Raw genomic sequence first — 14081 nt, 5'->3', positions numbered from 1 at the left:
CGCAAGCCCGCATGACGAACAGGCATTTACTTGACGAACTGAACGACCGCTCGCGCGAGGTGTTCCGCCGCGTGGTAGAGGCATACCTTCTGACCGGAGAGCCGGTCGGCTCTCGGACGCTGACACGTGAGATGTCGGCAAAGGTCAGCCCCGCGACAATCCGGAACGTGATGCAGGACCTGGAATCGCTTGGTCTTCTTGACGCGCCCCACATCTCTGCCGGTCGCCGGCCGACACAGACCGGGCTTCGCCTTTTTGTCGACGGCCTGATGGAAGTTGACCCGGTAGCCCCCACCGACCGTGAGATGATCGAGCAGACTTTGGGCAATGGCGCCCCGGATGTCGGCGCACTTCTTGACCGGGTGGGCGGCGCGTTGTCCACGATGACACAGGGCGCAAGCCTCGTTCTGACGCCCAAGCACGAAGCGCCGATCCGCCATATCGAATTCGTCAGTCTCGCGCATGACCGTGCGCTCGTTGTGCTCGTGTTTTCGGACGGCCAGGTCGAGAACCGGGTATTCACGCCGCCACCGGGCCAGACGCCTTCATCAATGCGCGAGGCAGGCAACTTCCTGAACTCTCGCGCCGAGGGCCGTACGCTCAGCGAGCTGCGCGCCCAGATGGGGCGCGACATAAAAGAGCGGCGGCAGGAGATAGATACGCTCGCCGCCGAGCTGATCGAACAGGGCTTTGCCACCTGGGAAAGCAGTGACTCAAACGCGCGGCTTATCGTTCGCGGCCGCGCCAATCTGCTTGCCGAGGAAGCCGCCGATCTCGACCGTGTCCGGGAGCTGTTCGACGACCTCGAACGCAAGCGCGACATCGCCCAGTTCCTGGAGCTGACCGAGGGGGGCGAAGGTGTGCGTGTGTTTATCGGGTCGGAAAACAAGCTTTTTTCACTTTCGGGTTCCTCTCTGGTGGTTTCTCCCTATATGAATTCCGACCGAAAGATTATTGGCGCAGTGGGCGTGATCGGGCCGACACGGCTGAATTACGGTCGCATCGTGCCCATCGTGGACTATACGGCACAGCTGGTCGGACGCATCCTGTCCGACCCGAAAGGATGAAGAGGATGAGCGAGCAAAACCCCGAAGACCTGCCCCTTGACGAGGATTTCATGGACCCCCTCGCCGATGCGGAAAGCGAGACAGAACGCCTGATCGCAGAGCGTGACGAGTTTCGCGACCGCTTCATGCGCGCGCTCGCCGACGCCGAAAATGCCCGGAAGCGTGCCGACAAAGAGCGTCGTGACGCCGAACAGTACGGTGGCTCGCGACTCGCCCGCGACCTGCTGCCGGTTTACGACCACCTGCATCGTGCAATCGGTGCCGTGCCTGACGACCAGCGCGGGGCGAACGCGGCCCTGCTGGAAGGGGTGGAGCTGACGCTGAGAGAGCTTGGAAACGTGTTCGGCAAGCACGGCATTACCGTATTGCGCCCAGAGGTCGGCACGCGTTTTGACCCGCAGCTTCATGAAGCGATGTTCGAAGCCCCGTTGCCCAATACGACCGCCGGCGAGATCATTCAGCTGATGGAGCCGGGCTTCATGATCCATGACCGCCTTCTGCGGCCCGCCAAGGTCGGCGTCAGTTCGTTCAAACCGAACTGACCCGGTCACGATTTTTCAACCAAGAGGATACCATGCCGAAATTCGTTCTGGACGACGAAGACGAAGAAGAGCGCGAAGAAGCCCAGTCGGAACAAGGCCTTGGCCTGCCCGATGCGGCCAATATCGGCAAGTTGTATTTCAAGTCGCGCAACGTGATCGTTGCCGGCGAGATCAATGACAAGCTGGCACAGCGGACGGTCGCGCATCTTCTCGCGCTTGCCGAAGACGGCGATGCGCCGATCAACATGCTGATTTCGTCGCCCGGTGGCCATGTCGAATCCGGTGACATGATCCATGACGTCATCAAGTTCATTCGCCCGACCGTGCGCTGCATCGGCTCTGGCTGGGTGGCGTCGGCGGGTGCGCTGATTTTTGTCGGCGCAAGCAAGGAAAACCGCTACTGCCTGCCGAATACGCGCTTTCTGCTGCACCAGCCCTCAGGCGGGATACGCGGAACCTCGTCGGACATGATGATCCAGGCCGAACAGGTCCGCATCATGCGCGAGCGGCTGAATCAGATTTTTGCTGATGCGACCGGCCAGAGCGTCGAGCGGATCGAGGAGGATACGCAGCGCGATTTCTGGCTGAACACGCAGGAAGCGCTGGATTACGGGCTGCTTGGCAAGGTCATCACCTCGATTGACGAACTCAAGTAAGCAGTGCTGAATACAGAAGAAAAGGGGCGGCTCCGGCGGAGCCGCCCCTTTTGGCAATCTTGAGTCCAGCCAGGATCAGATCGCGGCCTTCAGTGCGGCAGCACGAGAGGTGTCTTCCCATGTGAAACCGCGATTGGTTTGCCCTGCATAGCTGATATCAACGGGCTCTTTGCCGAAATGGCCATATGTCGATGTCGCGCGATAGATCGGGTGCAGCAGGTCCAGTTCGCGGATGATGGCGAAGGGCCGCAAGTCGAAAACCTCGCGAACCGCTGCCACGATCTTTTCGGCTGGGACCGTCTCCGTGCCGAAGCAGTTGATCGAAATAGAGGTCGGCTCTGCAACGCCGATGGCATAACTCACCTGAATCTCGCAGCGCTTCGCGAGCCCTGCCGCGACGATATTTTTGGCGACCCAGCGGCCGGCATAGGCGGCGGAACGGTCCACCTTGCTGGGGTCCTTGCCGGAAAATGCGCCGCCGCCGTGGCGGGCCATGCCGCCATAGCTGTCGACGATGATCTTGCGCCCCGTCAGGCCGCAATCGCCGACCGGGCCACCGATGACGAACTTGCCTGTCGGATTGATGAAGTATTTCGTGTCGCCCGAAAGCCATTCGCCCGGAAGCACCGGCTTGATGATTTCTTCGATCACCGCCTCTCGAAGTTCTTCCAGCCCGATTTCGGGGCTGTGCTGTGTTGACAGCACGACCGCGTCGACCCCGACCGGCTGTCCGTTTTCGTCGTAGCGGAAGGTGATTTGAGATTTTGCGTCGGGACGCAGCCAGCCCAGCGTGCCGTCACGGCGCACTTGTGCCTGACGCTGCACCAGACGGTGCGCATAGGTGATCGGCGCAGGCATCAGAACGTTGGTTTCATCCGAAGCATACCCGAACATCAGACCCTGATCGCCGGCGCCCTGTTCCTCGATCGTGGCGCGGTCGACGCCCTGATTGATCTCTGGCGACTGCTTGCCGATGATATTGATGACCGAACAGGTTGCGCCGTCAAAGCCGACTTCCGACGAGGTATAGCCGATATCGTTGATGACGTCCCGGACGATGCTTTCCAGGTCGACCCAGGCACTTGTCGTGATCTCGCCCGAGATGATCGCGACGCCGGTCTTGACCATCGTTTCGCAGGCCACGCGGGCGCGCGGGTCTTCGGCGATGATGGCGTCCAGAACCGCGTCGGAAATCTGGTCGGCGATCTTGTCGGGGTGGCCCTCGGACACGGATTCCGAGGTGAAGATGTTGTATTCGCTCATATTTCTCAATACCGGTAATGGTCGGATTTGAAGGGGCCTGCCTGCGGGACGCCGATATAGTCGGCCTGCTCGGACGACAGTTTGGTCAGCTTTGCGCCCACCTTGTCCAGATGCAGCATGGCCACCTTTTCATCCAGATGCTTGGGCAGAATGTAAACGCCGGGGGCATAGTCATCACCTTTGGTGAACAGCTCGATCTGGGCCAGAACCTGATTGGTAAAGCTGGCCGACATGACGAAGCTGGGATGTCCGGTCGCGTTCCCAAGGTTCAGCAGGCGCCCCTGCGACAGCAGGATGATGCGATTGCCCGAGGGCATTTCGATCATGTCCACCTGATCCTTGACGTTGGTCCATTTGTGGTTGCGCAATGCGGCAACCTGAATTTCGTTGTCGAAATGGCCGATATTGCCGACGATGGCCATGTCCTTCATCTGGCGCATATGTTCCAGCCGGATCACGTCCTTGTTGCCGGTCGTGGTCACGAAGATGTCGGCGCTGCCCGCGACATCTTCCAGCGTTACCACCTCGAACCCGTCCATGGCAGCCTGCAGGGCGCAGATCGGATCGACTTCCGTGACCTTCACGCGCGCGCCAGCACCAGCCAGCGATGCCGCCGAACCCTTGCCCACATCACCATAGCCGCAGACGACCGCGACCTTGCCCGCCAGCATCACATCGGTGGCGCGGCGGATGCCGTCAACCAGCGATTCCTTGCAGCCATATTTGTTGTCGAACTTCGATTTGGTGACGGAATCGTTGACGTTGATCGCCGGGAAGGGCAGCAGGCCCTTCTTGTGCAGATCATACAGGCGATGCACGCCCGTCGTTGTTTCTTCGCTGACGCCTTTCAGGGCATCGCGCTGTTTCGCGAACCAGCCGGGGCTTTGGGCCAGACGCTTCTTGATCTGGGCGAAAAGTGCCTCTTCTTCCTCGCTGGTGGGGGTTTCGATCAGCCCTGCCTCGCCCGCTTCGACCCGTGCGCCCAGCAGGATATACAGGGTCGCGTCGCCGCCATCGTCCAGGATCATATTCGCCGTGCCGTCGGGGAACTGGAAGATCTGGTCGGTATAGGCCCAGTATTCCGCCAGCGTTTCACCTTTGACGGCGAAGACCGGCACGCCCGTCGCCGCAATGGCAGCCGCCGCATGGTCCTGCGTCGAATAGATGTTGCAGGACGCCCACCGGACATCGGCGCCCAGCGCAGTCAGCGTTTCGATCAGCACGGCGGTCTGAACGGTCATGTGCAGACTGCCGGCGATCCGCGCGCCGTTCAGCGGCTTCGCATCGCCGTATTCTGCGCGCAGTGCCATCAGGCCCGGCATCTCGGTTTCGGCGATGTCCAGCTCTTTCCGGCCAAAATCGGCCAGAGAGATGTCCTTGATGATGTAATCTGTCATGGGAAGGCCCTTCAGGTGATGGAAAGGGCCATAGCATCCGCACTGTGAATATTCAATGAACAGCGCCGCTTGCACGCTCGTGCGCGCTGACGTATCGCAAGGTAAGCAAGGATGGGGGACGCAATGGCGATGCTTCTGGCCGATGTTGGCGGGACGAATGCGCGATTGGCGCTGGCACGCAATGGTGTGATCGACGAGGAAAGCATCACACGCTATCGCGGCGACGATTACGACAGCTTCGACAAGGTCGTGCAGACCTTTCTGGCCGAGCAGGATAACCCGCGGCTAAGCGCCGTCTGCGTTGCGGTTGCCGGGCCCGTATCGGGCGGCAAAGCCGAGCTGACCAACCGGGACTGGGATTTCTCGGAAGAGCGTCTGGCGCGGCTTACGGACGCCGATCATGTGCGGCTTATCAATGATCTCATGGCGCTGGGCTATGCCTCGACTAGGTTGGGGCCGGACGGGGTATCGGTGCTGCGCAATGCCCCCGCGCATCGGGCGCTGAACGGGCAATCGCTGGTGGTCGGGGCCGGAACCGGGTTCAATGTCTGTGCGGTCCACGACCTGCCCGGCGGCGGCGTGCTTTGCCGCGAGGCCGAGGAAGGCCATACCAGCCTGCCTGCCAATATCGCCGAGCGCCTGCGCGAGCGTGTCGGCGCGGACGCGATGCCCACCTTCTTCTCGACCGAGGAAACCTTTGCCGGGCGTGGTCTGGCACATATGCACCACGCGTTGCATGGCGTGCGCGTCGACCGGGCCGAGGCGATTTCGACCGCTGCCATGCAGGGTGACGCGCAGGCCGAGGAAACCTATCGCCTGTTCACCGAACTGTTCGGCCTTCTTCTGCGAGAGCTTTCGCTTCGCTTCATGCCGCTTGAGGGGATGTATCTCGCCGGCTCGGTCGCGCGCAGCTTCGCACACCGGACCGAAAGGCTTGAGGAGGCATTTCTGGCCGAGCCTTATATGCGGCACATCCCGGAAAATACGCCACTGTTGCTGATCCGCGACGATATGGCTGCATTGCAGGGCTGCCTTACCGCGATCACATGATTTTTTAATGGGTGCGGCTCACCCTCTCTGGCTTTTCTCTTCGGATGCTGCAAAAAGTTATCCACAAGGGCAAGAGGGGCGGTGATGCATCGACGCGGTAGGGTGGCCGTCATAGCTATGGGTCTGGCGACCACATTGGTCGTGCAGGCGGCAGCGCAATCTGCTTCGTCCTCTAACCCGTTCGCTGGCCTTTCGCGTCTTTTCGGCAAGCGTGAACAACCCGTCACAACCGAAGATGGCGTTGTTCTGGGCCCGCCTGTGCAGCTTGATTTTGTTGTCATAGACGGCGACGAGGATCTGAAAAAGCCGCTGCGCAACGCATCCCTGATCAATGGCGCGCTGGAGGAGGATCGGGCGACCGGGCAGGACGTGCTGGCGGCAGCCCGTGGCGATTACGCGCGCATCCTTGGCGTTCTTTATGACGAGGGCTACTTCTCGGCGATCATCAATATCACGCTTGATGGCATCGAGGCGTCGCAGATCGCGCCGCTTGATGCGCCGGATTATGTCGGCCACGTGGTCGTCGCCGTTGACCCCGGCCCGCGCTTCAAATTCGGCCGTGCTGATCTTGGCCCGCTGGCACCGGGCACCGCGCCAGATGATGCCTATGCTGTCGGGGAAACGGCTGGAACCGGTATCATCAAACGCGCGACTTCGGGGGCGATCAGCGACTGGCGCGACGACAGTCATGCCAAAGCCGAGGTTGCCGGGCAGCAGATCATCGCGGATCACAACGTCGCGCGGCTGGAATCGAGCGTCACGCTCAACCCCGGCCCGGCAGTGACGTTCGGGCAGCTTCACGCGACAGGCAACCAGCGCCTCAGCACCCGGCGCCTGCTGAAGATTGCGGGTTATCCCGAGGGTCAGCGCTTCGACCCCGAAGAACTGGAGAACGTCCGCAAGCGCCTGCGCCGTTCCGGTGTCTTTTCCGCGATAACGCTGGTCGAGGCGGAAACGCTCAACCCCGATAACTCGATGGATGTTGGTCTGACCGTGGTTGAACAGAAACTGCGGCGGATCGGTGCCGCGTTCGAGCTTTCGAATGTCGATGGCGCGCAACTGTCGGCCTATTGGCTGCACCGCAACCTGTTCGGCGGAGGCGAGCGTTTCCGGATCGAGGCAGAGATCAGCGACATCAAGGCCGATGGCGACGCGCGCGATTATTCTTTCGGCGTGCGGATCGACCGGCCGGCGACGCTGAACCCGGACACGACGGGTTATATCTCGCTCGACCTGTCCGAGGATAACGAGCCGGAATACTATTCCAAAACCGCCGACTTCTCGATCGGCTTCAACTATATCCGCAGCGAGCGGCTGACCGCAGATATCGCGCTGTCCTTCATCCAGACGCGGGTGAATTACGGGTCTGGTTACTATGACTACAAGGTGATCTCGCTGCCGGGCAGCATCACCTGGGACCGGCGCGACGACATGAAGAACGCCAAGCGTGGCTTTTGGTTGTCGGGCGGTCTGACGCCGTTCCTTGGATTCGGCGATACCGGATCGGGCGCGCAGATCACCGGCGAAGGTCGCGTCTATCGAAGCTTCATGGCCGAAGACAAGCTGACATTTGCGGGCCGCGGCCGGTTTGGCACCGTGGTCGGTCCGAACATTCTGGAAGTGCCGCCCGACTATCTTTTCTTCGCGGGCGGCGGCGGAAGCGTTCGCGGCCAGCCCTACGAATCCCTTGGCTTCCACGTGCCGCTGGAGGGGCAGGACGACGACGCTTTCGTCGGTGGCCAAAGCATCGTCAATACCAGCGTCGAGGCGCGTTATCAGGTGCGCGAGAAGCTCGGCGCAGTGGTTTTCGTCGATGCAGCGCAGATCTGGGACGAGGATCTTTGGCAGGGCGACAAGAAATGGTTTGGCGGGGCGGGCGTCGGCGTGCGGTACGACACACCTATCGGCCCGATCCGCTTCGACGTGGCGACCCCGATCGAGGGCAACGAAAACGACAGCAAGATCCAGATCTATCTGGGTCTGGGACAGGCGTTCTGATGGTGCGGCGTATCCTTCTGATCCTTGCGCTTGTTGTGATGCTGCCATTGGCTGCGCCGGCGCAGGATGGTGGCGACGATGTTTCGGTCGCCGAGCTGTCCGCGCAGGTAGAGGACGACAAGGGCTTCCTGACACGTTTCCTGCAGAACCGGCTTTCCGGCGCAGGTCGTTCGGTCCAGATCGACGGCTTTCAGGGCGCGCTTTCGTCTCGTGCGACCTTCCAGAAGATCACCATTGCCGATGCAGAAGGTCCGTGGCTGATCCTGCATGATGGCGCGCTGCAATGGACACGTTCGGCCCTGCTGCGCGGGCGGGTCGAGATCGGCGAACTGACCGCCGGGCTGATAGAGGTTCCGCGCCGCCCCGTGACGGGAGACGAGGAACCGCAGGCCCGCGCCGAGGCGCGCAGCTTTAACCTGCCCGAGCTTCCGGTTGGCATTAACATCGAACAGATCAGGGCTGATCGTGTTGTTCTTGGCAGCCCGGTGATCGGAGAAGATGCGGAAATCACGCTGAACGGCTCCATGTCGCTGGCCGGGGGCGAGGGGGCAGCGGATGTCGTCATCAACAGGATTGACGGCAAGAAGGGAGATTTCAACTTCAAGGGCAGCTTCGACAATCAAAGCCGCGAGCTTCATGTCGACCTGACGCTGGATGAGGACCCGAACGGTATCTTTTCGCAGATAACCCGGCTGGAAGGCCGCCCCGCGGTGACGGCGACGATCAAGGGCGACGGCCCGCTCAGCGATTTCGCCGGGCAGATGCAGATCGCGACCGACGGCGTTGACCGCATCAACGGCAAGCTGACCTTCACTGCGGCAGAGGGGCCGGATGGTGCATCCGGCAACAGCTTCACGCTTGATCTCGGCGGTGACGTCGCGGCGCTGATCCCGCCGGATAACCGCGATTTCTTCGCCGGTGACACGCGGCTCAGCGCGCAGGGCTGGCGCGGCGATTCCGGTCGGCTGGAAATCGAGGCGCTGAACCTCGACACCGATGCGCTTAAAGTCGCGGGGCAGCTGGCAACCAACGACCAGAACGCGCCGCAGAAGCTGGCCCTGACCGTCGACTTCGGTGAACAGGCCGGCGCCAACGTGCTTCCGGTCAAAATCCCCTTTGTCGACCCGCCTGTGACCGTCCTGTCAGGTAACCTTGCCGTCGGTTACGACGCTGCGCAGGGTTCAGGATGGACGCTGAAGGGCTGGCTGACTGAAATAGATCGTGACACGACCCGCATTTCGCGGCTGGACCTTGACGGGCAGGGGCAGGTTGCGCTGGGCGAAGGCGAGGCGTTGCAGCATGTCGATGGCACTCTGGGCTTCGACGCCACCGGGATCGAGCTGGTGAGCGAGAAGATACAGAAGGTTCTGGGCGATCAGCTGGGCGGCACGACAAGTTTCGACTTCACCCCCGGTCAGGTTCTGGAACTGAGCGGGATGAAAATCAGCGGCAAGGATTATTCGCTTGATGGCGCGCTGACCGTCGATGGCCTGACCAGCGGCATCGTGCTGTCCAGCGACGATCTGATTGCGCGTCACGACAACCTCGCGAACCTGTCCGATCTTGCGGGGCGTCCGCTTTCCGGCAGCGCGCAGGCAGATCTCGCCGGGTATTATCAGGTCCTGACCGGCGCATTTGATCTGGAAGGCACGGTGACAGGCACGGATCTGACCGTGAACGATCCGCGTCTGGACAGGCTGCTTGCCGGACAATCCACCATCGGTCTATCGGCTGGCCGGACAGAGGACGGCACCGAACTGCGGGAACTGTCCGTGAACGCGCAGCGCATCAGCCTGACGGCAAGCGGCAATGTGACGGCGGACCAGACAGATCTGGTCGCGAATTTCAACATGCCGACGCTCGCCGATGTCGAACCCTCATTCGAGGGTGCGCTGACCGCAGAGGCACGGCTTACCGGCCCGACGGGCGGCCGGCAATTGACGGTGGATGGTCAGGCGACGGGGCTGAAGACGGGGATTGCCGCGCTGGATGGCGCATTCGCAGGAACATCGCACCTGACGGCCAAGCTTATAGAGGGCGACGGAAGCAGCTTTTCCCTGTCCGAACTGCAGCTGAAAAACGACCAATTGGTGCTGGACGGAAACGGGACAATCACCGGCCGCGACATAGATGCGCGCTTCGATCTGAATTTCAGCGACCTTGCCGCGCTGGGTGAAAACTTTGGCGGTCTGCTGAAGGCCACGGCAGAGGTTCAGAGCCAGGGGCAGACCCGAAATATCACACTGACCGGCACCGGCACCGATCTGGCTGTCGGGCAGGCCAATCTGGACAATGCGCTTAGCGGCGAAACCACCTTTTCTGCCGAAGTACAGCAGAGCGGAGAGGTTCTGAACATCACCGATGCCCGCGTCAACAACGCCCAACTCTCGGCCAACGCGGTCGGCACGGTCGAAAATGGCGTGGCGAATGGAACCGCGCAACTTCAGCTCGGCTCGCTTGGCGCGCTTTCGGGTGACTGGCGCGGCTCGCTTGATCTGGATGCCGTCCTGAACCAAACCAGCGACGGCACCCGCAACATCCGCATCGACGGCGTCGGCCAGAATATCGCGCTTGGCGGGGCCGCCGTTGATGGCGCGCTGACAGGGCAGACCGATATCAGCGCGGTGGCCGTCCAGAACCCGAATGGTATGCTGGAACTGCAATCCTTTGATCTGAGCAATCCGCAGACGACCGCGAATGCGTCCGGCAGCCTGCAGGACGGGGCGGTCAACGGCACCGCAACCGCCGAAATCCAGCAGCTTGCGGCGCTTGGCCGCGGCTGGGAAGGGTCGCTGAACGCGACTGCGACGGTCAACACGGACGACGCCGGCACCCGCAAGGTCGCGATCACTGGCACAGGCGAGAATATCCGGCTCGGTCAGGCTCAGGCGGATGCCGCGTTGACGGGGACAACCAATATCGACATCGCCGCCCAGCAGGGGCGCGACGGCGCAATTGTGATCGAGCGCGCGAATGTGACGAACGATCAGCTGAACATTGCGGCCGAGGGGGAGGTCAGCGACAGCCGCACCGATGCCACCGCGACCGCGACGGTGCGCGATCTCGCCTCGCTCGGGCTCGGGCTTCAGGGCGCCCTGGATGTCGATGCGCGTTTCGTGGATACGGGCGACGGCGCGCGCCGCCTGACCGTCACCGGCGAGGGCGAAAATCTCGCGCTTGGTCAGCTTGGGCTTCAGGGCGATAACGGCCGCACGCAGATCGACATTGCAGCGCTGGAACGCGACGGCGTCTATACGATCGAGCGCGCCGAGATGACCAGCGACGAGAACCAGATAAGCGCCGCCGGCACGGTCGGGCCTTCCGGGACAGATGCGACCGCAGAGCTTCGGCTTGGGAACCTCGCGAAATTCGGTCTCGGGATGTCCGGGGCCCTGAATGCAGATGCCGTGCTGAAAGATGACGGGACCGGTAGCCGCGATTTCACGCTGACCGGCACCGCAACCGATCTTGCGCTCAATCAGGCCGGAAGCGAGGGCGCGCTGGCAGGCGAGACGCGGATCGACATTCGCGGCAGCCAGGCCGGAGGGACGATCACGGTCGATGACGCGAAGATTGACCACCCGCAACTGAATGCCAATGCTTCTGGTGTGTGGGGCGAGGGCCAGACCGACCTGAATGCCATGCTCAATGCGTCGGACCTGTCCTTCCTTGGCCGTGGCTATGGCGGGGCGCTGAAAGCACAGGGGATCGTGCGCGACAGCGGCAGCGGGCGCAGCTATGACGTGACGGGCACCGCACAAGACATGAAATTGGGCAATGCCCAGGCCGATGCCGCGCTGGCAGGCGAAACGCGGCTTGCGCTGCGGGCAGTCGAACGCGGCGGGCGCTTCACGATAGACCAACTGCAGGCCGAGAACCCGCAGATCTCCGTGTCGGGCGACGGGGTGATCGGCGGGGGCCAGACGAATTTCGATGCTACCGCGACCAGTCGCGATCTCGGGTTTCTGGGTGCGGGATATGGCGGTTCGGTGCAAGCAAACGCTCAGCTTCGCGATCAGGGCGGCGTGCAACATTTCGATGTGACCGGCACCGGAGAAAATATCTCGATCGGAATCGCGCAGATCGACGGCGCATTGCGTGGCGAGACGCAGTTCGAGGCCAGCGGAACGCGAAGCGGCGGCATCATCAATCTGGACGAGGCGCGGGCCGGCAATGGCCAGCTGACCGCGACTGCTTCGGGCGTGTATGGCGGGGGTCAGACCGACCTGAACGCCCAGCTTCAGGCCGGCAGCCTTGGCTTCCTGTCGGACGGAATGAGCGGCAGCCTGAACGCGCAGGCCCGCGTGCTGGACCTGCCGGATGGCGAGCGGCGCATCACAGCCGAAGGTGAGGCAAACGGGCTTGGCATCGGAAATGAGCGCGCGGACAGCCTTCTGGGCGGGCAGACGCGCTTCCAGTTTGCCGCGGTGCAAGGCCCGCAGGGCTTCCGGATCGAACGTGTTGACGCGCGCAACGGTCAGATCCAGATCCTTGCAGATGGCAACCCGGCCGAGGCGCTGAATATCGACGCCCGGCTGGCCGATCTCGGGATCGTTGTTCCGGGGCTGGACGGGCAGGCGCAGGCGACCGGGACGATCAGACAGGGCGAAAGCGGCACCCAGCTTGATATTGCGGTGACGGCACCGGGCGGCACACGCGCCCAGATCGCTGGCACGCTGGCAGGCGAAGCGACGGATATTCGCATGTCCGGCATCAGCGATGCGGCTGTCGCCAACCCACTGTTGCGGACGCGCAGCGTCGAAGGGCCGGTGAACTTCGACCTGCGCATGCAGGGTGCGCCGGGGTTGAACTCGTTGACGGGCACGCTGAACCTGACCGATGGCCGTCTGGCAGAGCCGCGCATCGGCCTGGCGGTCGACGATCTCGATCTTGCGGCGCGTCTGGACCGGGGCCGGATCGGGCTGAACATCGACGGCGCGATCAACGCGGGCGGCAGCATTGGCGTCACTGGCGATGTCGATCTCAGCACCGGATCGCCGGTTCTTGATCTGACGGCGCGCCTGAACCGCGCGGTCGTTCGTGATCCAAGCCTATATGAGCTGACTGCGGACGGCACCGTTTCCGTCACTGGACGCGCGGCCGACGGACCGCTGGTCAGCGGCACGATCAATATTATCGAAGCAGAGTTCCGCATCCCCTCAACGGGTCTTGGCGGGGCGCAGGCCATTCCCGACATCATCCATGTCGGCGACAGCTGGCAGACGGCCGCTACGCGGGCCAAGGCCGGGCTTGAACCCTATGGAAGTCTGGCGGCGCAGGCTGCCGATCTTGCGGGGCCTGCTGCGACGCCCCCGGCGAATCCGGCGCGCTTCAACCTGACGATTAACGCGCCGAACCAGATTTTCGTGCGCGGGCGCGGCGTCGATGCCGAACTTGGCGGCGACATGCGCCTGACGGGCGATGCGCGAAACTCAATCCCGATCGGGCATCTTTCGCTTATCCGGGGCCGCGTCGATCTGCTGGGCAAACGGTTCGATCTTTCTGAAGGACTGATCGAACTTCAGGGCAGCCTTGTTCCTGTGATGCGTCTTGTCGCGACGCATAGCGAGGACGGCATTACCACGCGCATCATCATCGACGGCGATCTGCGAGAGCCGGACATCATCTTCGAATCCGATCCCGAACTGCCAGAGGAGGAGGTTCTGTCCTACCTGCTGTTCGGGCGCGGACTGGACGAGATCACGGCATTGCAGGCGGCTCAGCTTGCAAACGCGATTGCCGTGCTTGCCGGTCGGGGCGGAATCGGCGTGATCGGCAATATCCGCGAAGCGACGGGCCTTGATGATCTTGACCTGACGATGGACGATGAAGGCGCGGTCGCCGTGCGCGCGGGAAAATATCTGACCCGGAATATCTACACCGACGTCGAACTTAACGGCGAGGGCAAGACCCAGATCAACCTGAACCTTGATGTCACCGACTCGTTGACGGCGCGCGGCTCGGTCGGCAGCGATGGCGAGACCAGCATCGGCATGGCTTACGAGCGCGATTATTGAGTAACCCGCGCTGAACGCGAAGCTTTACGCATGGATAGCGGCGCACTAGGCTTCCTGTGCGATTGACATAGATCAGTCGGGAACACAGGGA

The 14081-nt window shown here is 62.3% G+C and carries 8 protein-coding genes; 6 read left to right on the top strand and 2 right to left on the bottom strand.

Annotation, left to right across the window (positions count from 1 at the left end; genetic code table 11):
- Positions 1-11: 11 nt before the first annotated feature.
- Genes hrcA through FQV27_RS14360 form a run of 3 tightly spaced genes read left to right on the top strand, consistent with a single transcriptional unit; the run spans position 12 to position 2265 of the window.
- Complete coding sequence (hrcA, locus tag FQV27_RS14370; protein WP_147099787.1) at positions 12-1067, top strand: heat-inducible transcriptional repressor HrcA; 1056 nt, start codon at positions 12-14, stop codon at positions 1065-1067.
- Positions 1068-1117: 50 nt separating this feature from the next.
- Positions 1118-1609, top strand: a complete 492-nt coding sequence (locus tag FQV27_RS14365) for a nucleotide exchange factor GrpE (RefSeq protein ID WP_246133122.1) — start codon at positions 1118-1120, stop codon at positions 1607-1609.
- A gap of 32 nt (positions 1610-1641) precedes the next feature.
- Positions 1642-2265, top strand: coding sequence for an ATP-dependent Clp protease proteolytic subunit (locus FQV27_RS14360; RefSeq protein WP_147099783.1), 624 nt, complete (start codon positions 1642-1644; stop codon positions 2263-2265).
- Between the two features lie 75 nt (positions 2266-2340).
- On the opposite strand, the gene metK is transcribed toward FQV27_RS14360, so the two are convergent.
- Together metK and ahcY are read right to left on the bottom strand one after the other, a co-directional pair.
- Positions 2341-3528, bottom strand: coding sequence for a methionine adenosyltransferase (metK, locus tag FQV27_RS14355; protein ID WP_147099781.1), 1188 nt, complete (start codon positions 3526-3528; stop codon positions 2341-2343).
- Positions 3529-3533: 5 nt separating this feature from the next.
- Positions 3534-4925 carry an adenosylhomocysteinase gene (ahcY, locus tag FQV27_RS14350; RefSeq protein ID WP_147099779.1) on the bottom strand — a complete coding sequence of 464 codons (1392 nt, stop codon included), beginning with the start codon at positions 4923-4925 and terminating at the stop codon, positions 3534-3536.
- Positions 4926-5048: 123 nt separating this feature from the next.
- On the opposite strand from ahcY, the gene FQV27_RS14345 reads away from it, so the two are divergent.
- From FQV27_RS14345 to FQV27_RS14335, 3 genes are all read left to right on the top strand, one after another.
- Positions 5049-5975 carry a glucokinase gene (locus FQV27_RS14345; RefSeq protein WP_147099776.1) on the top strand — a complete coding sequence of 309 codons (927 nt, stop codon included), beginning with the start codon at positions 5049-5051 and terminating at the stop codon, positions 5973-5975.
- Positions 5976-6059: 84 nt separating this feature from the next.
- Positions 6060-7973: an autotransporter assembly complex protein TamA gene (locus FQV27_RS14340; RefSeq protein WP_147099774.1), complete on the top strand. Its 1914-nt coding sequence runs from the start codon at positions 6060-6062 to the stop codon at positions 7971-7973.
- A complete protein-coding gene (locus FQV27_RS14335) occupies positions 7973-13990 on the top strand; it encodes a translocation/assembly module TamB domain-containing protein (RefSeq protein WP_147099772.1) in 6018 nt (2005 codons plus the stop codon). The genes FQV27_RS14340 and FQV27_RS14335 overlap by 1 nt, the downstream gene beginning before the upstream one ends.
- Positions 13991-14081: the final 91 nt, after the last annotated feature.

Source organism: Paracoccus aurantiacus (assembly GCF_007993065.1).
Classification (GTDB): domain Bacteria; phylum Pseudomonadota; class Alphaproteobacteria; order Rhodobacterales; family Rhodobacteraceae; genus Paracoccus; species Paracoccus aurantiacus.
Note: the sequence above shows the minus strand (reverse complement) of the source record. Positions and strands in the feature narration are given on the sequence as shown.

Bases quoted from the DNA above. Each gene is read 5' to 3' on its own strand.
- FQV27_RS14335 (WP_147099772.1), top strand. From the start codon at position 7,973: ATGGTGCGGCGTATCCTTCTGATCCTTGCGCTTGTTGTGATGCTGCCA.
- FQV27_RS14365 (WP_246133122.1), top strand. From the start codon at position 1,118: ATGGACCCCCTCGCCGATGCGGAAAGCGAGACAGAACGCCTGATCGCA.
- FQV27_RS14340 (WP_147099774.1), top strand. From the start codon at position 6,060: ATGCATCGACGCGGTAGGGTGGCCGTCATAGCTATGGGTCTGGCGACC.
- FQV27_RS14360 (WP_147099783.1), top strand. From the start codon at position 1,642: ATGCCGAAATTCGTTCTGGACGACGAAGACGAAGAAGAGCGCGAAGAA.
- ahcY (WP_147099779.1), bottom strand. From the start codon at position 4,925: ATGACAGATTACATCATCAAGGACATCTCTCTGGCCGATTTTGGCCGG.
- metK (WP_147099781.1), bottom strand. From the start codon at position 3,528: ATGAGCGAATACAACATCTTCACCTCGGAATCCGTGTCCGAGGGCCAC.
- FQV27_RS14345 (WP_147099776.1), top strand. From the start codon at position 5,049: ATGGCGATGCTTCTGGCCGATGTTGGCGGGACGAATGCGCGATTGGCG.
- hrcA (WP_147099787.1), top strand. From the start codon at position 12: ATGACGAACAGGCATTTACTTGACGAACTGAACGACCGCTCGCGCGAG.